Annotated in this window: 18 protein-coding genes; 8 read left to right on the top strand and 10 right to left on the bottom strand. The window is 38.0% G+C overall.

Annotated elements, in window-relative coordinates:
• The first annotated feature begins 250 nt into the window (after positions 1-250).
• From IV512_RS08605 to IV512_RS20020, 6 genes are all read left to right on the top strand, one after another.
• On the top strand, positions 251-1,258 hold the full coding sequence (locus IV512_RS08605; RefSeq protein WP_209402403.1) for an NAD(P)-dependent oxidoreductase: 1,008 nt from the start codon (positions 251-253) through the stop codon (positions 1,256-1,258).
• On the top strand, positions 1,255-2,592 hold the full coding sequence (locus IV512_RS08610; RefSeq protein WP_209402405.1) for an NAD(P)/FAD-dependent oxidoreductase: 1,338 nt from the start codon (positions 1,255-1,257) through the stop codon (positions 2,590-2,592). The genes IV512_RS08605 and IV512_RS08610 overlap by 4 nt, the downstream gene beginning before the upstream one ends.
• Positions 2,589-3,548, top strand: coding sequence for a polysaccharide deacetylase family protein (locus IV512_RS08615; protein ID WP_209402407.1), 960 nt, complete (start codon positions 2,589-2,591; stop codon positions 3,546-3,548). The genes IV512_RS08610 and IV512_RS08615 overlap by 4 nt, the downstream gene beginning before the upstream one ends.
• Before the next feature lie 78 nt (positions 3,549-3,626).
• Positions 3,627-4,631, top strand: a complete 1,005-nt coding sequence (locus IV512_RS08620) for a sulfotransferase (protein ID WP_209402409.1) — start codon at positions 3,627-3,629, stop codon at positions 4,629-4,631.
• 21 nt (positions 4,632-4,652) lie between these two features.
• Positions 4,653-5,900 carry a hypothetical protein gene (locus IV512_RS08625; protein WP_209402411.1) on the top strand — a complete coding sequence of 416 codons (1,248 nt, stop codon included), beginning with the start codon at positions 4,653-4,655 and terminating at the stop codon, positions 5,898-5,900.
• 61 nt (positions 5,901-5,961) lie between these two features.
• A complete protein-coding gene (locus tag IV512_RS20020; RefSeq protein ID WP_371743284.1) occupies positions 5,962-6,312 on the top strand; it encodes a GtrA family protein in 351 nt (116 codons plus the stop codon).
• Between the two features lie 44 nt (positions 6,313-6,356).
• Here IV512_RS20020 and cysC read toward each other — a convergent pair whose 3' ends face one another.
• Positions 6,357-6,950 carry an adenylyl-sulfate kinase gene (gene cysC, locus IV512_RS08635; RefSeq protein ID WP_209402415.1) on the bottom strand — a complete coding sequence of 198 codons (594 nt, stop codon included), beginning with the start codon at positions 6,948-6,950 and terminating at the stop codon, positions 6,357-6,359.
• Positions 6,951-7,514: 564 nt separating this feature from the next.
• Between cysC and IV512_RS08640 the strand changes: the two genes are divergently transcribed.
• Together IV512_RS08640 and IV512_RS08645 are read left to right on the top strand one after the other, a co-directional pair.
• Complete coding sequence (locus IV512_RS08640) at positions 7,515-8,579, top strand: glycosyltransferase family 2 protein (RefSeq protein ID WP_209402417.1); 1,065 nt, start codon at positions 7,515-7,517, stop codon at positions 8,577-8,579.
• Positions 8,563-9,882 (top strand): hypothetical protein, encoded by a 1,320-nt coding sequence (locus IV512_RS08645; RefSeq protein ID WP_209402419.1) that lies wholly within the window; start codon positions 8,563-8,565, stop codon positions 9,880-9,882. The genes IV512_RS08640 and IV512_RS08645 overlap by 17 nt, the downstream gene beginning before the upstream one ends.
• Before the next feature lie 90 nt (positions 9,883-9,972).
• Here the strand turns inward: IV512_RS08645 and IV512_RS08650 are convergent, their stop codons facing one another.
• The 9 genes from IV512_RS08650 to IV512_RS08690 all read right to left on the bottom strand — a co-directional run bounded on the left by IV512_RS08650 (position 9,973) and on the right by IV512_RS08690 (position 22,506).
• Positions 9,973-10,587 carry a serine acetyltransferase gene (locus IV512_RS08650; protein ID WP_209402421.1) on the bottom strand — a complete coding sequence of 205 codons (615 nt, stop codon included), beginning with the start codon at positions 10,585-10,587 and terminating at the stop codon, positions 9,973-9,975.
• A 76-nt stretch (positions 10,588-10,663) separates the two neighbouring features.
• A complete protein-coding gene (locus tag IV512_RS19995; RefSeq protein ID WP_209402423.1) occupies positions 10,664-13,942 on the bottom strand; it encodes a PKD domain-containing protein in 3,279 nt (1,092 codons plus the stop codon).
• A 174-nt stretch (positions 13,943-14,116) separates the two neighbouring features.
• Positions 14,117-14,926, bottom strand: a complete 810-nt coding sequence (locus IV512_RS08660) for a hypothetical protein (protein ID WP_209402426.1) — start codon at positions 14,924-14,926, stop codon at positions 14,117-14,119.
• Positions 14,923-16,344, bottom strand: coding sequence for an MBOAT family protein (locus IV512_RS08665; protein WP_209402428.1), 1,422 nt, complete (start codon positions 16,342-16,344; stop codon positions 14,923-14,925). The genes IV512_RS08660 and IV512_RS08665 overlap by 4 nt, the downstream gene beginning before the upstream one ends.
• A gap of 249 nt (positions 16,345-16,593) precedes the next feature.
• Complete coding sequence (locus IV512_RS08670; protein ID WP_209402430.1) at positions 16,594-17,715, bottom strand: heparin lyase I family protein; 1,122 nt, start codon at positions 17,713-17,715, stop codon at positions 16,594-16,596.
• A gap of 299 nt (positions 17,716-18,014) precedes the next feature.
• Positions 18,015-19,007, bottom strand: a complete 993-nt coding sequence (locus tag IV512_RS08675; protein ID WP_209402433.1) for a heparin lyase I family protein — start codon at positions 19,005-19,007, stop codon at positions 18,015-18,017.
• Between the two features lie 42 nt (positions 19,008-19,049).
• Positions 19,050-20,168 (bottom strand): glycosyltransferase family 4 protein, encoded by a 1,119-nt coding sequence (locus IV512_RS08680; protein WP_209402435.1) that lies wholly within the window; start codon positions 20,166-20,168, stop codon positions 19,050-19,052.
• Between the two features lie 73 nt (positions 20,169-20,241).
• The gene (locus IV512_RS08685; RefSeq protein WP_209402437.1) at positions 20,242-21,339 is read right to left on the bottom strand and encodes a glycosyltransferase; all 1,098 of its coding nucleotides are present in this window, start codon (positions 21,337-21,339) and stop codon (positions 20,242-20,244) included.
• 36 nt (positions 21,340-21,375) lie between these two features.
• Positions 21,376-22,506, bottom strand: coding sequence for a glycosyltransferase family 4 protein (locus IV512_RS08690; RefSeq protein WP_209402439.1), 1,131 nt, complete (start codon positions 22,504-22,506; stop codon positions 21,376-21,378).
• Between the last annotated feature and the right edge of the window lie 30 nt (positions 22,507-22,536).

Here is a 22,536-nt window from a genome sequence, read left to right on the forward strand (position 1 = left end):
ATTTTTCTTTTGTTTAGTATTCTCAACTAGATTCCATTTTAATTCTTAACCCAATAAGCTATTTTTGTAGTACAAATGATATTTATGTATTTCGTCTAGTAATTGCTTATTTTAATGAGGTTACCACTACTTTTCACCTTTGAATATCCCCCGATATAAATTTTAAAGCACAATAATTAACCTAATCAATGCTTAAATTTAATTTGCATACTAACCATTAACAATTTGTAATCAAAAAGACCACGACCAAATGATTGCCACGAACAAAAAAATTCTTGTCACCGGTGTTGCCGGTTTTCTAGGCTCAAATTTATTGAGCAAACTGCTAAGTGAAGGACATGAAGTTGTCGGAATAGACAATTTATCAATGGGAAGAATGGAGAACATCCATAAATTCTTGACCCATGAAAGATTTGAATTTATTGAAAAAGACATCTTAGACCATTCTACATTAACAGGTCTCGCCACCGACTTTGATGTTATCGTTCATTTGGCCGCCTTTAAAATACCGAGATATGGCAATGCGGTAGACACCCTTAAAATTAACACCAAGGGCAGCGAGAACATGTTGGAATTTGCCCGTAAGCTTAACTGCAAGTTTGTTTTGGCCTCAACCTCCGATGTCTACGGAATGAACCCAGATTTACCGTTCGTCGAAGACGGCAACTGTGTGATTGGAGACTCGAAAGTACCCCGTTGGGGATATGCAGTATCTAAACTGTACGACGAGCACCTAGCTTTAGCCTATATGGAAGACTACGGTATACCTGTTGTGCTATTACGGTTCTTTGGTTCTTACGGACCTCACCAACACCTATCATGGTGGGGCGGACCTCAATCGGTGTTTATCGACTGTCTATTGAACAATAAAGAAATTCCGATTCACGGGGATGGGCAACAAACCCGAACCTTCACATTTGTTGAAGATACCGTTGCAGGAATTTATGCCGCTACCATGAAGCCCGAGGCAAATGGCGAAATATTCAATATCGGTGCCAACGAAGAAATTACCATTTTAGAACTGGCACAAATGCTTCGTGAAATTGCAGGAAACCCAGAAGATACCGATATTAAGCTAATACCCTATAACGAAATTTCAGCGGGCCGTAAATACCAAGATGTGATGCGCCGCGTACCGGACACCACAAAAGCGGAACGACTGCTGGGCGTAAAAGCTAAAGTTTCAATGAAAGAAGGCCTTAAACGAACCTTTGAATGGCAGAAAAGCGTTACTTCGGCAAAAGTTGAGGCATCATGAAAATAGGCATAGTCGGAGGCGGTTTTATGGGGCTTACCTTGGCCCATGAAATCGCAAAGAACGATGCTACCGTGAAAGTTTTTGAAAGTGACAGCCAAATGGGCGGGCTTTCTACCCATGAAGATTATGGCTCATTTATCTGGGACAAATTCTATCATGTTATACTGCCCACCGATAACCATTTAATCGGCCTGATCGAAGATTTAGGTCTGGCCGATGAATTGTGCTGGAGGCGGTCTTACACGGGATACTACGTTCAAAAGAAATTCTATTCTATAAGTAGCTCTAAAGAGTTTTTGCTTTTTCCTGCTTTAAATTTATGGGATAAGGCGATGTTGGCATTTACCATTTTCTACGGGTCGAAAATCGATGACTGGAAAAAATTGGAAAATATCACGGTCAAAGACTGGCTGATCAAAATGGGTGGAAAACGGACGTATGAAAAGTTCTGGTCTCCCCTACTCTTGGCCAAACTTGGTGACAACCACGAAAAAGCTTCGGCCGTATTTATCTGGACCTATATCAAAAGGCTTTTTCAAGCACGAAGTTCAGCGGCCCAAAAAGAACATATGGGTTATGTTAAAGGGGGATACAAAACCGTTTTTGACGCCCTAGAAAAATCTTTGAGCAACAAGGGTTCGAACATTGCGCTCAATAGCACCGTAGAATCTATAAAACCCAGTGCTGATGGTGGTGTTACCATACGCAATAATGGAGTTGAAGAGCACTTTGATAAAGTAATTGTTACGACACCATTAAATGTTCTCGAAAAAATTGCCGCCGAGAGCTTGTTCGAAGCTTCTAAAAGCAGCACTCCCATTGAATACCTTGGCGTAATTTGCCTGATTTTGGTTACGAAATATTCGATGTCGCCCTATTACGTGCTTAACATTGCCGATAAAGAAATTCCTTTTACCGGGGTTATCGGCATGAGCTCGCTAGTCGACCTGGATCAAACCGCTGACAAGCATTTGACGTATTTTCCCAAATACATCAGTTCGACCGATCCGTATTGGCAGAAATCGGAAGATGAGCTAAAAGCGATATTTCTAGAGGGCGTTTCGAAACTATACCCTGATTTTGATCAGAGCTCCATAGTTTCGTCTCATATACATAAAGCGTTTAAAGTGCAGCCGCTTCAGGTATTGAATTACTCGGAGAACATTCCGAAAATAAAGACCAAACATAAAGATTTCTATGTGCTTAATACCTCGCAATTCGTAAACGACACCCTGAACAACAATTCGGTGGTCAATCACGTGAAGAATTTTGCGCAAGGTTTTACAAAGGAACTGGAAGCACATAAAACCAAAAAAATTGACCAATTAGTATGAGTAAGCCTTATTTAAGTCTCTCGCTGGATATGGACAACCAGTGGTCTTATATGAAAATACATGGGGAAAAGGGTTGGGAAGAATATCCTTCATACCTTGATATCTTTGTACCGCACGTATTAAAAGTATTGGATGAGCTCGATTTAAAAATCACTTTTTTCATTGTCGGCCAAGATGCTGCTTTTGAAAAGAACCACAAATACCTCAAGCAAATTGCCGATGCCGGCCACGATATCGGCAATCATTCGTTTAAACACGAAACTTGGCTTCACCTGTATACCAAAGAAGAGATGAAGACCGAAATAGATACGGCGCACGATATTATCACAGAAGTCACAGGCAAGGCCCCGAACGGGTTTAGAGGTCCGGGCTTCAGTTGGAGCAATACCTTGCTCGAAGTACTGGCCGAAAAGGGCTATGCATACGACGCTTCTACCTTACCCACGGTAATCGGACCGTTGGCCAGACTCTACTACTTTAGTACGAGCAACCTCTCGAAAGAAGAAAAAGAGGACCGTAAGGAAATTTTCGGAAAATTCTCTGACGGATTTAGAAAATTGAAGCCCTATTACTGGAATTTGAAAAAAGGAAGAAAATTATTGGAGCTTCCGGTGACCACCATGCCCGTTTTTAGAATTCCGTTTCATTTGAGTTATCTGCTTTACATCAGTAATATCTCGATTCACTTGATGATGCTCTATTTGAACATTGCTATTTTTCTATGCAAAATGACCAAAACAGAGCCTAGCTTTCTTTTGCATCCACTCGATTTGATCGGGGGTGATCAAATCACCAGTTTGGCATTTTTCCCCGGAATGAATATAAGCAGTGATAGAAAAGTGTTCATTTTCAATAAGGTGATGAAGAAGCTGGCAAAGCATTTTACTTTGGTACCGATGGATGAGCATGTAAACGCAATTCAAAAAATTCATAAATTGACCTTAATCAAGACCTGATTTGACGCCCACGAATAATACATAAATACTAATAAAGTCTAATATATAGAATAGATTTCCAACTAACAATGACCAATCATGAGCTATTCTAATTTTAAAGACCCTATAGGCCTATTAAAGCGAATGCTTCTTTCCGGAAATAAGATTGCTTATTTCGTTCTGCTTAGAGAATTTCTTGCAAAAGTCTTGGTTCCACTGGATTTTTTACTTCAAAATCGTGAAAAAAAAATCATCAAAAGCGCTGAACGCAAAGAAAACCAACCTATAATTCTAGTTTTAGGCGGCTCTCGAAGTGGCACGACCCTTTTGTACCAGACCTTGGCCTACTATCTACCAGTTAGCTATATCAGTAATTTTATCGCTGCTTTCGAGCGTTCACCAATTGCGGCATACAAGACATTCAATAGGTTTATTCCGAAACCAAAGAAAAAATTTAAAAGTTATTATGGCAGTGTTTCAGGTTCAGGAGGGCCCAACGACGCTTTCCATCTTTGGAACCGGTGGTTGGGCGAAGACAGAAACCATATACCCGCTGAGCTTGACCAACATACAAAATTAGATATGCAATCTTTCTTTAATGCATGGTCCGGTATTTCCAAAAAACCTTTTTTGAACAAGAACAACCGTAATTCACTTTGTTCATCAGACCTATACAAGTCTCTTAACAATATATATTTTGTTGAAATTTATCGAAACCCTATATATGTCGCCCAATCATTAATTTTGTCAAGAAGAGAAGTACAGGGCAACCACGAAATCGGTTGGGGTCTGTTGAGCAAAGACCATAAAAAGAACGGTGATCCTTTAGGGTATATTAATGATGTTTGCAATCAAGTAAATGCTGTCAACCAAGCTATTGATAAAGAGCGAAAAAAAATAGACCCCGAAAGGTATTTTAGGGTGTCTTTTGAAAATTTTTGTGAAAATCCTTCTCTCACTGTTCGTCAAGTAAGTATGATGGCCTTAGGAATTGACATTAATTCAGAAAACCTAGATCTTTTAAAGTTTTCTAAAAACCCTAACAAGCAAAGGTTGACCGATGTCGAATTTAATCGGATTTTACATTATTTTAAAAACAGCTAAAGCTATGTAAGTGTCTATATAATGAAAGTTCAAAAAGACCTAATTGCCTATTTACCGTTCTTAATCGTTTACCTTTTTTTGATTTTCATTCGTTCAAGCGAACCTTTCGGAGATGAATTCAGGTACATGGCGTATGCCCAAAATTTATGGGATGGGCACTACACCGACCCAAACAATCCTGATCTTACCAATGGGCCAGGATATCCGATAATTATTTTACCGTTCGTAATATTAAACCTTTCTAGTTGGGCAATCTATTTGAATGCTTTTTTCGCCTTTTTCGCCCTGATTTATTTTCACAGAGCCTTAAGCCTGTACATCAAAGGAAAATATGCTTACTATTTCACCTATTTCTTAGGAATCTACCCTCCGCTTTTAAAAATGATGAGCTTCTTATATTCGGAAGCGTTTAGCATACTATTAATTTGCGGACTTATCTATCATTTTTGCCGTCTAAACGGCAATAAAGACCGTTGGGCAGCGGGAATTTTTTTAGGAGCCTTGATATTAACCAAAATTATCTTTTTTCATATCACCGTGGCGGGTTTGATTGCTTATTTTATATATATAATTTTAAATAAAAAAAGATTAAAACCGAACCTAGTTGTCTTTGCAATAGGTTTCTTGTTTTGCTCACCCTATATATGGTATGCCTATACTGTTACGGAAAAGCCCTTTTATGTCGGAACCAGAGGAGGAGAATTACTCTACCATAGGTCTACGCCTTATGAAAACGAATGGGGTAATTGGGTTTCGGAAACCTTAATCTTAAACCCTGATGAAGCTCAAAAAACGGGCAAAGAACCTTACTTTGCCCTCAATCAACTCAGTAAAAATCATCGTGAATTTTATCTTTCACTGGAAGGATTAAGCAATATTCAAAAAGATAGTGCTTTTAAGGCAAAGGCCCGTTTAAATATGAGAGAACACCCCATAAAATACTTAAAAAACAGCATCTCAAATATAGGCCGCTTACTCTTCAACCACCCCAATTCATATCGTATCGAAAGTATCAATATTTATGGATATGTTTTGCCCAACATGCTTATAGTTTCAATATTGCTTTTACTGGCGTATCCGATATACATTTCCAGAAAACACGTACCTCACGAAATTTGGGCGATTGTACTGTATTTTTTCATCTATACAGGTGCAATTGTCATTTTACATGGGAAACCGCGTTACTTTCTCTTAACGGTTCCTTCTTTGATTTTCTTAATAGCGTATAGTTTTCAAAATATCTTAACCATTAGAATTAAAGGAAACTAAGCGAATTAAGATGCCCAAAAACATTTTTTCAGAAATTGATATGAAACAAATCGCATCTTTTATGGGGGTTGGGGGCATTTGCTACATTATCGGCATCTCACTACTGATTTTGTTCGTAGAAAGCTTGAAGCTTGAAGTAAATCTCGCCAACGTGTTCTCATCATTATTGACCATTGGCATTTGTTATATACTCAACTCAAAATTTGTATTTGAAGGAGGAAGGCACTCTAAACAGAAAGAAATACTCGCCTTTTTTATAGTATCGGGGATTGGTTTTTTTATTAATATTATCCTATTATATCTTTTTACCAAGCATCTACCTATTTGGTATGTAATTTCCAAAACCATGGTAATTATGATTGTAGCGGTCTTTAATTTTTACGCCAGAAAAAGATTTGTGTTCCTCAAATGAAGGACTCCAATGATAGTTCGCCAGTCTGTAGGTCGATTTCAAAATCAGTCTAGCCTCAACCGATATTTAATCGTGTTATATATTAATTCTACCGCTTGCTCTACCGTTTGCCCTTGAGTTATTTCAACATCAGGATTTTCGGGATTTTCATAAGGTGCCGAAATACCGGTCATATTTTTAATCTGACCGGCCCGAGCCATTTTATAAAGCCCCTTGACATCTCTAAGTTCACACTCGGCTAAACTCGTATTTACAAATACCTCAAAAAAATGATAAGGACCGACCGTACGTTTCATATTTTCTCTATCCCTTTTATAAGGGGACACAAATGCTGCCAAAACGACGATTCCGGCATCAATAAACAATTTGGCTATTTCCCCAATACGCCTGTTGTTCTCAGACCGATCTTCAGGGCTAAAACCCAAATTATGATTGATGCCTTTGCGTACATTATCACCGTCTAACACATAGGTGTGCACCTTTTCTTCAAAGAGTTTAGTTTGTAAAGCATTCGCCAAGGTAGATTTACCAGCCCCCGAGAGACCTGTAAAAAGTATCATAAAAGAATTGTGCCCGTTTTTCTGAACTCGTTGAGCTCTACTTACTTTGTATTGAAATTCAGTCAAATTCGCCTCCATAACATACAATTATATTAACACAAAGTTTTCTAAACTAAATGAATATTAACTCATAAAAACTCTTAAAGCTTTAGACTATCTACAACTTTAAAAATTAACAATATCAAAACACGGGGGAGGGTGTGAAGTTATATTATTATCATAGAATGAACAAGTATTCAAATGAATAACTATCGTTTCTCAAAAATAGCAAAAACATAAATAACTAACCAATTACGTAAAAATTAAAAGTTCGCGCAAAGCAGCAGACCACGACCCCAAAAAAAAAGAGAGTTCCTACATTTCAAATAAAAGGTATAAATTCAATACATAGTATATAAGCGCTGTTTTCTCTTTGAGAAAAATGATAGCTGGTTAAAATTTCGCAATTTAACCTAAAAATTTTAAAGTTGACCGATAGTATGCATAACCCCATCTAATTTTTGATATTTTTGAGCTATTATTCCATGCTATCATTTTATGATAAGAATTCTTCTTCTTTTTTCGGGCAAAACACTTAATTTTCTTACGAATACATCCCTCTTTCCCCATAGATTTTAAATGATACTATAAACAAAGTCGACCATGACCTTACCAAAAGACCAAACCAATTTGAATAAGCCCCTTGTTAGCATTATATTGCCGGCCTTTAACGAAGAGGCTATCATTGAGAAAAATGTAGGCCAGTTATACGTCTACCTGAAGACCCTTGACCATTTATACCGATGGCAAGTCATGATCATCAATGACGGTAGCAGTGACGGAACGGCAGCCATTGCCGACCAGCTTGCGGAAACCTATGATGATTTGGAAATTCACCATCACATCGTCAATCGAAATTTGGGCACGGCCTTACGAACCGGATTTGCGCATAGCAAAGGTGATTATGTAGTCGTACTCGATATCGATTTGAGCTATTCGGTGGAACATGTAGGGCAATTATTGGCGGAAATTACGGCCACCCAGTCCGATATGGTTATCGCCTCGCCCTATATGAAAGGCGGAAAAAATACGGCCGTGCCCCGAATGCGCCTTTGGCTCAGCAAAACGGTCAATTTTATGATGAAAACCGCTTCGCGATTGGATATTTGTACGTTCACGGGAATGGTACGAGCCTATAAAGGCGATTTTATTCGCAACCTCAACACCAAATCGAGCACCTTTGATATCAATTCGGAAATTCTGCTCAAGGCCTATATGCTACGCGCAAGAATCATTGAAATACCGGCCCACCTCGATTGGTCGGAACAACAAAAACTAGGAAATACCCGTACTTCGAGCCTACGGATCGTCATGGGCATTTTTAACGGACTGGCGAACAGCTTTATGTTCAGACCCTATATGTTCTTTTGGTTGTTGGGCATTTTTATTCTGATTCCCTCGCTGTACATTATCGCCTATATTTTTGTGGATGCTTTTAGATTGTATCCGGATACTCTGGGAATGGCCGATGATTTCGGACACCGATTCGCTTTGGCCGTATCGGAAGTATTTAGGCAACGCCCCTATTCTTTTATTATTGGGGGAATTAGCCTGATCGTTTCCATTCAATTACTAAGTTTGGGCTTTATTTCCCTGCAAAAAAAGCGTTATTTCGATGAGCTTTTTCATTTGAATTCGAATATTCTGAGAAATGTTAACAAATTCTAAATTGATGTTTTATCTCACGAGCAAAGAGAAAATAGTATTTCCCCTTCTTCTTGTACTATATATTCTAATAATTATTTGTTTTTCGCAAAGCAAATTAACAGGAGATGAAAGTAGGTACTATCGTTACGCTGTTAATATTACGCAAGGGTTTTATGAAGCCAAAGATAATCCCAGTTTAGGAAATGGACCGGGCTATCCATTGCTAATCGCCCCTTTCATAGGTTTAGGAATACCTCTGATTTATACAAAAATATTAAATGCCTTTCTATTATTTTTCTCTTTGATGTTTTTCAAAAAAACAGTTGACCTGTATTCTAAATCTAAGTACACAATCAATTTCATTATTATTCTAGGTTTGTACCCTCCACTTCTTAGATGGTTACCTTATATGTATTCTGAAACCTTTGCATTTTTTAGTATGTGCGGCCTAATCTTTTTTTTATGCAAAGTGTTTCAAAAAGAAAAGTTAGAATTAAAATACGTTTTGGCTTCCACTCTTTTTCTAGGACTACTTGTCATCATAAAAGTCATTTATTTACACGTAGTGCTCGCCGCAATTTTTTTAATCGGTATTGCAATTTTAATTTGGAAAAATAAAAGAAAACCACTGAAAAGTGCTGCCCTTATCTTGATTGGAAGCGTCCTAGTGATTTCTCCTTACCTGTTTTATGCATACAACTTAACCGGAAAGTTATTTTACTTAGGAACCGCAGGAGGTGAAATATTATACCATCGATCTACCCCTTTTGAAAACGAATTTGGCAATTGGTTTGCTATTGAAGATGTGATATACGGAGATGAGGCAACCTATAAAGCAGACGAAGCATACACTAATCTTAGTCAGCTATCAAAAAACCATAAAGAAAAGTTTGTTCCCCTATTAAATTTGACCCATATCGAACAAGATAGTATACTAAAATCGATGGCTATCGATAATATGATAAACCACCCCCTTAAATATGTCAAGAATACAGTTGCCAATATAGGCCGGCTTTTTATTCATTACCCCTTTTCGTATAGAAGTCAAAATTTAAACATGTTTGGATACATGATTCCCAATTCTATCTTGCTCTTTGTATTTTCAGTATTATTTTTTACCAATTTGTATAAAAAAAGACTACTAAATCTACCTTTTGCTATAAAATTAACTCTAATTTTCGCCTTATTATACACCAGTGCACTAATTGTATTAGATGGAAGAGGAAGAAATTTTATTGTAATAGTACCTATAGTATTGCTTTATATTGCATATAATTTGATAGTTCAGTATAAACTATGCTCTCAAAACAAAAATAATGAGTAATCAATAATACATCACCTAACTCTTCACAACCTAGAGAAACACAATTATTTACTAAGACCTTACCGCCGAATAGGCATCTTTACCTTCAAATTAGGCTATAAACTTAGCTCGTAGTTCTTCGATTCTTTTTACCCGTGAGGCATATTTACCGGATTCGCCGTACCACGCAGGCAGTTCCTTTTTAACAGCAGCTGGCATTCCGACCAATAACAAATTCGACCCGGCAAATGATTTATTGACCATTGAATTGGCAGCAATGGATATATTGTTCCCCAATTCCACTTCATTACCCATAATCTGGGCCCCGGAAGACAAATACAACGCATCACCAATTTTTTTACCTTCCCCACCAATACAAGTAGCCGTATGCAAAACACAAAAATTACCGGCCTTTGTGTGTTCGTTAATGACGATGGTGCCGTAATGGGGAATGAGCAAACCGTAGCCAAATACATTATAGCCAATACTAAAGCCCAATCGTACGCCCAGTTTTTTGAACTTCCAATTATGATAGAAATAACCTGGCCCTTTCTTCGAAGTGTTTTTATAATAGGCTACTTTACGCATGGAACGCTGATACCCCAAAATATCATCGGCTTTGAAAAAATCGGTAATATATTCCTTTAGCGCCTTCTTTTCCGCCTTGCCCGCCATGACCCTATCGGCTGTGATGTAGAAATGCAATTCCTTTTTTGATGAAATCATAGGCTAGTCGGCAAACATTATCGTTTTCCAAAAGTAAAGCATACAAGACGATTTCCTTTTGTTTTTAAGGAAAGACTTAAGGTGCCACCGCTGAGTAGGCGTCTTTACCATAATCTGCATCGCCCGGTCTTCTGGTAATCATTCGTAGGGTTCCCATATAGGTTTCCAACGTATGAATGCCCTGGGCAGCAGACTGGTCTACATACGACTTATCTCTCCACGGCCACTTATAAATACCCCACTTTGGATTTCCCCCAACAGGGTTGGAAGCCCTAATCGTACGTTCTTTTTTATCGTGCACCTTATTACCGTTCATCCAAACCTGTAGAAGACCATCATTGTTATCACCCCAAACCACATGCACAACAATATTAACCGTTTGTCCTGCTCGTGGAATAATACCGGTGGGATAATATTTATTTTTAGATTCGGTACTGTTCACTACATGAATTTCTCCGGGTACCTTACTACCGGCTCCACCATCACTGATGACCCAAAATGCCAATAAGGGATTTTGGCCATTGGTACCTTCATGGGTCTGAAAAAACAACCACTGTACTTTTTCATCAATTTTATAGTTGTTTCCGAAAGTATAGCTCCAACCCATCCACTCTTCGGTTCCCTTGGGATGGTTGACCTTCCAAGGCAGGGTACTGATTTCAGCCCTCATGTTGTAATTATTATTACACCAACTGCCAGGGGTAGGTGATTGCGGACTTACTTTAAATTTTATTCTATTACCTTCTTTGGTCACCTGTCTTTCATAGCATTCAGAACTAATCTTTAATTCGTTATTGCTAAAGTTATAACCGTCTGTATTGGAGTAGTTAGGAATACTGACATTGTTCCAACACCAGATTTTTTTCCCTGTGTCATTGGCGTACCCGCCGCCAACACTACATGGAATTTGCGACATAGTAACAGGATCGGTAACCGTGATATCAATTGATTGACTACTGCTGAGTCCCTCTTGATCAATAACCGTTAGCACCACATTATAAGGGCCAGAATTGTTAAACGTATATGAAGTATTGCTACCGGAAAGGTTACGACCATCTATGCTCCAAGAATAATTTACGATACCCTTATCGTCGGTGGATGCACTACCATTGAAATCGACTTTTAGAGGAGCTTCCCCTGTAAGCTTACTGGCAGAAAATTGTGCATTGGGTGCTTCATTGGCAGCAGGGTTTACGACAACACTAACCGTTTTGGTAGATGTAAGTCCGTCTTCATCGGCAACTGTAAGAGCAACGATATAAGTACCAGGAGTCTCAAAAGTATGCGACGGATTTGCTGTATTGGATGTTGACCCATCTTTAAAATCCCAAAAATAAGAGGAGATACCATAATCATCGGTAGAATCTTCTGCATCGAATTGCACTTCAAATGGTGCCGAACCACTGGTCGTATTTACTTTTGGCCGACTGATGGGGGCCTCATTTTCCGGTTCATTTACTTTAATAGTAATAGTTTCAGTATCAGAAAGCCCCTGTTCATCACTTACCTTCAACTCTACAGCAAAGGTCCCAGATTTATCAAAAGTATGAGTAGGGTTGGAAACAGTTGATGTTTGACCATCCTTAAAGTTCCATGCATATGATTTGACACCATTATCATCGGTTGATTCGCTACCTGTGAATTTAATTTCGAGCGGTACTTGTCCTGAACTAACATTGGCACTGATTTTTGCATTTGGAGCCTCATTTTCATGTTCAGTAACGGAAATGGTAACGGTTTCCTTATCCGTCAATCCTTGTTCGTCGGTAACGGTAAGTTCTACCGAATATGACCCCGCTTCTGTAAATGTATGGGTAGGGTTTGAAGTATTGGAAGAATTACCATCTTTAAAGTTCCAAGCATACGACTTTATACTTTTGTCGTCGGTAGAAGCACTACCCGTAAATTTCACTTCTAAAGGCACCAGACCTGAGGAAGTGCTCGTCGATATCTTAGCTATAGGCGCCTCATTGGAAGGGGCAGAAATTATAATGGTAACAGAACCTGAGGATGTAAGGCCCTCAGCATCTTTCACCACTAGTTTTGCCTCATAGCTACCCTCTTCAGAAAACGTATGTTCAGGGTTTTTTGAGGATGACGTTCCTCCATCACCAAATGACCAAGCATATGAAACCACTGCTTTGTCATCGGAAGAATTATCGCCATTAAAGACCACTTTTAACGGTAGCACACCCTTGGTAGGGCTTGCACTGGCAACGGCCGTTGGTGCATCATTCGATGGTGGTAAGGGAGCAGGTTCTTCAGGGGCGGGCTCTTCAATCACTGAGTCCTCTACAACCGGCTCTTCAGGCGCTGGCTCCTCTTGAGAAGGTTCTTCTACTACAGGTTCTTCGGTTATAGGTTCTTCTTGAGCGGGCTCCTCGGTTACAGGTTCCTCTGCCGTTGGTTGCTCTTGAGAAGGCTCTTCGCTGACAGTTTCTTCTTCCTCTGGCTCTTCGGCGACCGGTTCATCGGTCACTGGCTGTTCTTGAGGAGTATCACCTTGAGAAGGTTCTTCGGTAGGTTCTTCAGTCGCGGGCACTTCTTGAGATGGTTGCTCAGCCTTGGGTTCTTCTGGTTCACTAGGTGCCGAAACTTCCTCTTGTGGCTCTTCCACCGCAATTGGGGTGTCAACAGGTTCGGGCAATTCGATCTCTTCAGTACCCACGGGCACTTCATATTGAACGACCAAATGGCTACCTCCCTTAGCACTTTCTTTTGAGGCAAATGCCAAATCATCGCCGCCTTTGTGGTCTAACACCAGTGATGTTTTCGAAGCAGGAATACCCAGGGTATCCAATTCAATTAAAATGGTGTTGTTGATTCTATAATCTTGATTCACTTCACCTAATTGAACACCAGTTTCGGGAGCTGACTCCAGCGATAGGTCAATTTCATTCCAATCGTTGTTCAACCCTTCATATACCAATATTTCTCCATCACCATCATCAGTATTAATAGTGAATTCTAGACTTGCCGCTACGATATTTCCCTCTAAAGAATCGATAGGACTTAAATCAAACATCAAATAACTTGTACGCCTACCTTCTTCTAACCTTACTATCGAATCGTTATGACCTACTCCATTTTGTAAAAAGGCATCATTGACAGGAGGAAAAACCACGGTTCTTATCTCATATTCAATTTGTTTTTCAATGGGCGCCTCATCTTTTGGCGAAATAGTATCTGTTTCTATAGGTTCTTCACTTAAAGAACCATTGATAGAAGGGTTGTTTTCATTCAATACCGCACTCCTTAGGGTATCAACATCTTTACTACATGAAATAATTATCAGAAAGGTTGCAATTACAAAACACGACAATCGGCACCATGTACCATGGGTTAGGTTCTTCATAAATTGTGGGGCTAATTATGAAAGTTAAAAATTCGTTCTCCGCGCTATATACGGGAGCAGGTCTATTTTTAGCCTACGAAATACCAAAAAAATCGATGAAATGCACTAAAATTTTAGTAGACAATGCTAAGAAATTAAAATATGAGTCAAATTAAATTACCTCTACTCTCCAACCTAGCTTTTGTTAATCAAGTTATCAAGGCTTTTTTTATTTTTCATAATATATTTTGGCGCATCTTTATGATGAATACCATCAGAAGAAAGAATTGAATCGTAATACATTATCGAACTGAAATAATCAAGCAAACTTTTTTTCGAATTCATATCAAAACGTTCAACATCCTTTTTCATATTTGAAGGTAAGGGTGGACTTTTAAATACGAACTCAACATTATTAACATTACATAATGAATCCATTTTTTTTATGTACTTCATATTTAATTTTGAAATGGTCAAATTACCTACATCCGTTTGATTGGTCAATGAATCGGGCAATTTAAAATTTGAAAATTTATATGTTAGAATATTCTCTTTAGGATACAATGTATTCAGGTATGACCTATCATTGTGTTCAAGGTGCCCTAACAATGGGGAAAAGGGCTTCATAAAATAATTGTAAGTGTATTTTTGATTTAAGGATGAGGTAAGGGTAACCGGATTAATTAGTAAAACCACCCTTTTTAAATCTGGATTATTCGCGATTTGCCCTTTCAATAAAAGATAATTCCCGGGCACCTCATAACTTTGGTTCTCACAAAGGCAATAGGTATCACTATTCTTGGTTTCGGAATAGAACTGTTTACAAACGGAGTCACCCAGTAAAATTGTTTTTGCCTTAATATCGGTTGATATAGCCTTTGAGACTAAATCATATATTTCTTTAGATTCATTTAGGAACAAGGACCATGGGGTTCTAAAAAAAAGTATTACCACCCCAATCGGAAGTAGATAAAACTTAATTAAATGTGATATAAACTTTTTCAAAACTGGAAGTAAATAAATGATTGTTGGGTGCCGAATTTTGCGAAAATCAACACTAAAAAAACCAAGGTAAGTACCAACCAGACGAATTTATTAACATTTGAAAGGCGCTCATCTTTTCTAAGAAACCATTCGACAATGACAAAAGGCAAAATATAAAAGAACAAATAATCTTTAAAAGATATATGGTATGAAAAGTCAAGAAATATCCTCTTCAAGTAATCCCAGGCCATAACAGTACTTTCACTCCTAAAAAAAACCCATGCTAGGGTAACAAAGAAAAAATTACTTCCCATTTGCCATAATTCACGAACAGACGGAATATTATTCTTCTCAGCAACCACTGAGCTTACAAATCTTCTGTTAGTACTTAAAATAAAAGATGGCACGTACAAAAGGGCATGAATAAGGCCCCAGATAATAAAGGTCCAATTAGCTCCATGCCAAAAACCACTCACCAAAAAAATAACAAAAATGTTTCTTAAGGAAACCCATTTCCCCCCTCGAGACCCCCCTACTGGGATATAAAGATAATCTCTAAACCATGTGGAAAGCGAAATATGCCATCGACGCCAAAATTCGCCAATATCTCTGGAAAAATATGGAAACTTAAAATTGGACATAAGCTCAAATCCAAAAAGCTTAGACACCCCGATAGCAATATCAGAATACCCGCTGAAATCACAATATATTTGAAAAGCAAAAAATATGGCTCCGAAAAACAAGGTTCCGCCATCTAAATCATGATAATTTGAAAAGATATTATCAACTACCGGCGCTAATGAATCGGCAATAACAACCTTCTTGAACATTCCCCATACAATTAATCGCAAACCTTGTATCGCAATGCCGGAATTGAATTGTCTTTTACTTAAAATTTGAGGCAAGAGATTGGTTGCCCTTTCTATAGGACCTGCCACTAATTGTGGAAAGAAGGAAACAAAGGAAGCAAAGGAAATAAAATCTTTTGTTGGTTTGAGATTACGCCTATACACATCTATAGTATATGACATGGTTTGAAAGGTATAAAATGATATACCAACAGGCAAAATGATTTGAAGGGTAAAGGTGTCTTCGACCTTATATCCGAACGAATCTAAAAGTTCAACCCAAGAATCGATAAAGAAGTTGAAATATTTAAAAAAGCCAAGCACCCCCAAATTAAAAATCATACTTACATACAATAGGGAACGCCTAGAAGCTTTGGACTCTGTACTATCAATACTTTGACCGATTATATAGTCGACTATTGTAGATAAAAATATGAGAAGTAAAAACCGATAATCCCACCAGCCATAAAAAACATAAGAACTAACAAGAATAAGAACATTCTGTAAACGAAGACTACCGGCAAAAACGAACCAGTATAGTAAAAAAACTGTAGGTAAAAATAAAAGAAACTCAATGGAATTGAATAACATTCCCTTTTTTTGGTTTGGTTGTTATTTCATCGACAATATACAAGCCCAGCTACTTGGCAGCCTTAACTATTGACGATGTACGAGCAAACAAATGTAACTTTATTTTAGTAACCTAAGGCAATGAGAGAATTGGTTTTAACCATCTACTAATATCGACCCATATCATCTTAAAAATCTTATAAATAGCACTAAAATTTTATACAATCGATAATTGGCATCCTGCTCTTTGAAAAATGACAAAAATTTGATTTAACGTGTTGAAACCAAGTTAAATGAATTTTCAAGATAGTCTTCATCTCCAGGCATTCTAGTAAGGATTCGCAAGGCTCCCATATAGGTTTCCAATTTAGTAACACCTATCTGACTTGAACTTTCAACACTATTGGCGTTTCGCCAGGGCCATTTATAAATTCCGAATTTGGCATTGCCCCCAACTGGGTGAGACGCCCTCACTGTTCTGCCGTTCTCTTCAACAACTTTCGAACCGTTCAGCCATACCTCCAAAAGGCCATTACCCTCATCACCCCAAACGACATGAAGGACAATATCAATGGTATCACCCCCTTTTGGGACTACCCCGGTCGGAAAATAATAATTTCTATCAGACCTGCTATTATTAACCACATGAACTTCACCAGCAACCCCAGAACCTGGACCTCCATCGTTCACACACCAAATGGCCAATAAGGGTGTTTCTCCAGAAGTGCCTTCATGAACTTGAAAGAATGCCCATGGATTTTCGGTATCTGGATAATACCCGTCGCTAAAAGAATAATTCCAGCCATACCATTCTTCAGTTCCAATAGGGTTATTTACCCGCCATGGTTCCGTACTGATTTCAGCCCTCATGTTATAGGAATTAGAGCACCAACTACCCGGTGATGGAAAGGTGGGGTTAATCGAAAATTTGAGGCGATTACCTTCTTTAGACACTTGCTTTTCAAAACATTCAGAACTTATTTTTAATTGGCCGTTGCTAAATGTCGCCCCTACTTTAGCGGTATAATCAGGTAATTGAACATCTCCCCAGCACCATTTTTTAAGACCGCTTTCGGTAGCCATGCCTCCCTCAGTTGCGCATATGACCGAAGGCTCAGATGGCGGATCTGAAGCGTTTTCAGAACCTGTTTCACCATCGTTATCACTGGTACCTTCTTCCTCTGCGGTGTTCTCCTTTTCATCAATCTCTGTTTGTTCCCCAGAATTTTGGTTACCATCATCGTTAATCACTTCTTCGTCTGCGGTATCGGTCAAACTTTTATTTTCAGGTTCTTGAAGAACCGTTTGTGTAAATAAAATGGATTCATCTTTAGCACAGGAAAACAAAAGAACCGTTAAAGATATAAGCCAATATTTTCGATGTAGTTTCATAGCAGTAGGTTTTTTAAGTCGGACCACGATATTTTAGTATCCGAAGTGTTCAACCCAATACATACAAAAACCCTCTACCAATTATTGGCAGTGTTAAGTCAAAAATATAAAATGCCCTTATGGTTCAACCACAGGGTTTTGTAAGATTTGGGTCACTTTAAAACGCTACTACTTAGTATTTAGTATGGAAAAAATTACCGTTCATCGAATTTTAAAATTCTCATAGAGAAAGAATTAGAGTGTTTCTCTTTAATTTAGAATAATGGAAACAAAGAGATAGTTTTAAAGAAGCAGTATGATTATCTAGGATTAACCTCGTTGTAAGAATTTTCAAGGTAAGAAGGATCGTTAGGGTCTCTGGTTATCATTCTCAAAGAGCCCATATAAGTTACAAGGTTCTCTATACCTTGTTTTTGAGAACTATGCACCCCTGTCAAATTACGCCATGGCCACTTATAAATTCCCCATTTGGCATTGCCCCCAACAGGATTTGAAGCCCTGACCGTTCGCAGTTTTTTATCATGCACCAACCTATCATCTATCCAAACTTGAAGAAGTCCCGATTTGTCATCACCCCAAACCACATGTACTACCACATCAAAAGACTGACCCGCCTTAGGAATCAGTCCTGTAGGATAATATTTACTGGCGTTTTCACCTGCCGAGTTCACCAAATGAATTTCTCCAGCTATGCCTGTACCCGGACCTCCTTGGTTCACACTCCAAAGGCTAATTAAAGGAACCTCACCAGATGTTCCTTCATGGATTTGAAAAAACAACCAAGGGTTGGCCCTATCAATAATATAATTTTCTCCGAGGGTATATCGCCAGCCAAACCATTCTTCAGTACCAATGGGGTGCTTAACAAGCCATGGAGATGTACTGATTTCAGCCCTCATATTATAGCTATTGGAACACCATTCACCGGCTTTGGGTTGCATCGGGTTGAGGTCAAACTTTAATCGGTGTCCCTCAATTGAAACTTGACCTTCACTGCATTCAGAAGCTATGGAAAGTTGGTTTTGATAAAGATTAGAATAACTTTTGCCCTTGTAAACCGGTATTTCAATATCGCCCCAGCACCAAACTTTCAAACCTTTTTCATAAGACATACCCCCCTTTGTCTCACAATCATCACCCATAGTCTGATTGGATAAAGCATCGAATATTTCCGCTTGGCTATAATCGATCTTTAGGCTATCGTCTTGATTACCGTAAACGAACGCCCCCCAATAAGCTAAAAAATTTATTATTGAAGAAACTACTAATAAAATTGGGATTCTATACATCATCTTAGCATTTAGGAGTACCCAAGTAGAGCTTATATGAACATTTTAGACAAGTAAATCTTTATATAAATCTTTATAATCTAAGGCGATTCTATCCCATGTATAGTAATCGGACACTTTGGTTTGCGCGTTTAAACCTAAAATATCAAAGTCCTCTCTATTCTCTTCTACCCATTGGATTTTTTGAGCTAAATCCTCAACATTTTTATTTTTAAAATAGAGCACATCGTTATCATCAAATACTTGGGTGTTTTCGGGTATATCACTTGCTATAATCGACTTACCGGAACTCGCAACTTCTAGAAGCATTATTGACATGCCTTCAGTTTCTGAAGGGAAAACAAAGTAATCGCACTTATCTACCATAGACAATAAGGCGGTCAATGGATTGACAAAGCCCAGAAAATGAACATTCAGACCCTTACTTAATTCCTTAATTTCCTTAATGTACGAAGGGAAATTATCAAGTTCGCCAGCAACAAAAATTTCTCCTTTATAATTGACCTTTTTATAAGCTTTCAGCATTGTATGCAGACCTTTGGTACCCATTATTCTTCGTGCTGCAAATAATACAAATAAAACGTCTTTAGCCACATTTTTGGGCCAAAACTTAAATGCCTCATCTTCAGAGCGACCTTCGGACAGGTTGATGCCATTTGGGATAAACGTAACATCAACATTATATGTTTCTTTATAAAAATCACATAGTGGTTTGGAAATGGCCGTTTTCTTACCTTTGAAATTCAAGAATCGTTTTTCACATACCTTAAAAAATTTCTTGGCCACCCTTCCCCATTTATCACGTTTGTAAGGGGCTTCATGGGCCGTTGCAACCACCTTTCCACATTTGCTAAGACCTTTTAGAAAATAAAAGCTATCGATTTTATGCGCGTGTATTATCTCGTAATTACCGAACCATCTAATATGCCAAAAACATAGGGCATAAAACAGAAAGACACCCAAACTGCCCATTTTAATTTCAGGAAATTGAACAACCTCAACTCCTGCTATATGATTTTTTGCCTTGGGATTGCTATAGCAGTAAACCGTGATATGAAAATCATCTTTGAGGTTAAGAATTAGGTTTTCTGCAACTCTACTGGTCCCCCCTCGAGAAGGAAAGTACTTGATTCCGAAAAAGGCAATTTTAGTTTTTTCTTTCATACAGTTTAGATTGTTATTCCATCAATCCTTTTTCTGGATTAAGCGAATGAAAATGCTCAACACTAGACCTTGTTTATACATATCTACGATAAAGGGTAATATACTGCTCGGTCATTCGATCTAACATGAATAGCTTTTCCATTCTATTTTTGGCGGCCTTACCCATTTTGGTACGGAGAATATCATCCGTCAAAACCATGGTTAGTTTTTGTACCAAATCTTCTACGGAATCGGGTGCGACAAGAAACCCTGTTTCCCCATCTGCGATAGCTTCGTTCGTTCCGCCACCTGTGGTGGCCACCGTAGGCTTACCAAGTGCCATGTATTCTAATATCGCATTGGAAATTCCCTCACCATGTACTTTAGTATTGGTTGAAAGTACTCCGACATCAAATATGGAAACTAGAGATTCTACGTCTTTTTGGATACCTGTAAAAATAAATCTCTTTCTATAATTAGATGTCACCAGTTTTTTACATTCTTTCAGTTGAGGGCCATCGCCAATGGCGAGAAAGGTGACATCGTCAAGAGTGGCCATTAGGTTCAAGGCTGCCTTTATATAAGTTTTAAAATCTTTTCTTGGCGAAAAACTACCTACCATGCCCACTACTTTTGCTGTTTGAATTTGAAACTTTAATCGAATATTTTCATTGCTTTCCAAGTTATTTATTCGATTTAGGTCAAATCCGTTATAAATACACCTTTTTTTACTTTCAGGAACATTATAAGCAATTAGGCCAGCATTGGAATTGCCTATAACTACTTTGGAAAAAGGGTATGCCAATTGCGCCCTAAAATAATCTTTGTTAAAAATGGACAAATTCTCCGGTGCATCTACAATACTGCCATTGATCAGTGGTATGCCCAATGCTTGAGTAGTTGGAATGGCCAAAATTGTTGACATAGAACCCCATGAATGTACCACATCTGGTTTCCACTCTTTACAGTATTTGTAAAGTCTGTAAAATACCTTAGGATTTTTTTTGGGAACTCTTTTTAAAATGGTAACCGGGATATCTAGATCATATATCTCTTTATAGTGGATTCTCTCAGAAAAAACAATCAGGCCCAATTCGATGTCAGGATACGATTTACAACCCTTCACCAATTCTATCAGCCTTCTTTCCCTTCCGCCCGAGGTCAGACTTTCTATCAATAACAAAACCTTCATAACCGCTGTATTTAAACGAAGCCTTTAGAGTTCACCCTAACCCTTCTCCAAAACTTTTTTATAAAAACCTATTGTGTTTTCTATTACATTCTTTGGTCGGTATTTTTCACTTCTAACCAAGGCATTGGCCGATACCTTTCTTAATCTTTCTGGATTGCTGAAAATTTCTTCAAGAATTTGTGCCAACTCATTAAAATTTCCTTTTTCAAATAAATATCCGGAATGGCCATGTTCAATCATTTCTGGTATACCACATATATTAGTGGCAACAACCGCCTTACCTTGACTCATCGCCTCAGCAATGCTTAGAGGCAAGGTCTCTTGATAGGATGGCAGCACGAAAACCGGAATTTCTTTGGCATATTCAAGAACTTCCGTTTGGTTTTTCCATCCGCAGAAAAATATTTGATCTTCGACTTTTAATTTCTTTATCAAAGCTTCAATCTCACGCCTATATTCTTGTTCTTTATATCCTCCTATGACATGTACCTTAATTTGTAAGTTTTTAATTTTCAACAAATGAACTGCCTGAATCAATAAATGCAACCCCTTTCTTTTTTTTATTTCACCAACGAAATAAACATCATTCGATGATGTGTAATTTAAAACTGGCTCATTTTCATAAAAAATATCGTTCACAGGATTGGCGATAAGTTCATAATTCACTTCATGAGCTCTTTTATTATTCCGAAGATATATTTGCTTATTATAGTCTGAAATAAAAACAATATTCTTTATTCTTTTCAGATAAAAATTCTCTGTTAGCTCTTTCAATCGAAAAAGCACCTTTCTTTTTTTATTGACCTGAAGTCTTCTTTCTTCCCCTAAGATGGCATGTTGGGTTACCACAAAATTTTGCTCATACTTTCTTCGAAATAACAATACACCTGGCACGACACCCTGTAAATGTATTATATCGGGATTTTCCTTTTCGATAATGAAATCAAAATCTTTTCGGGCCTTAAAAAAGGAACTTCTAAAATTGATTGTGAAAACCGAACACCTGTTTTTGAAATTTTCAAAAGTACAGGCAGGAGTTGTTGACACTAATACCAATTTTATATCGTCACGATTTAAAAAAGCATTGGTCATATTTACCAAAACCCCCTGCACACCACCATAGGTTTTATCACCTTCTGGAAAATCACCTACCAATACAACTTTCATAATTTTATTTTTGAAGCCCTCTAATTCCAA

Origin of the sequence: Pseudozobellia sp. WGM2, assembly GCF_017810075.1 — a bacterium.
GTDB lineage: Bacteria > Bacteroidota > Bacteroidia > Flavobacteriales > Flavobacteriaceae > JADNYK01.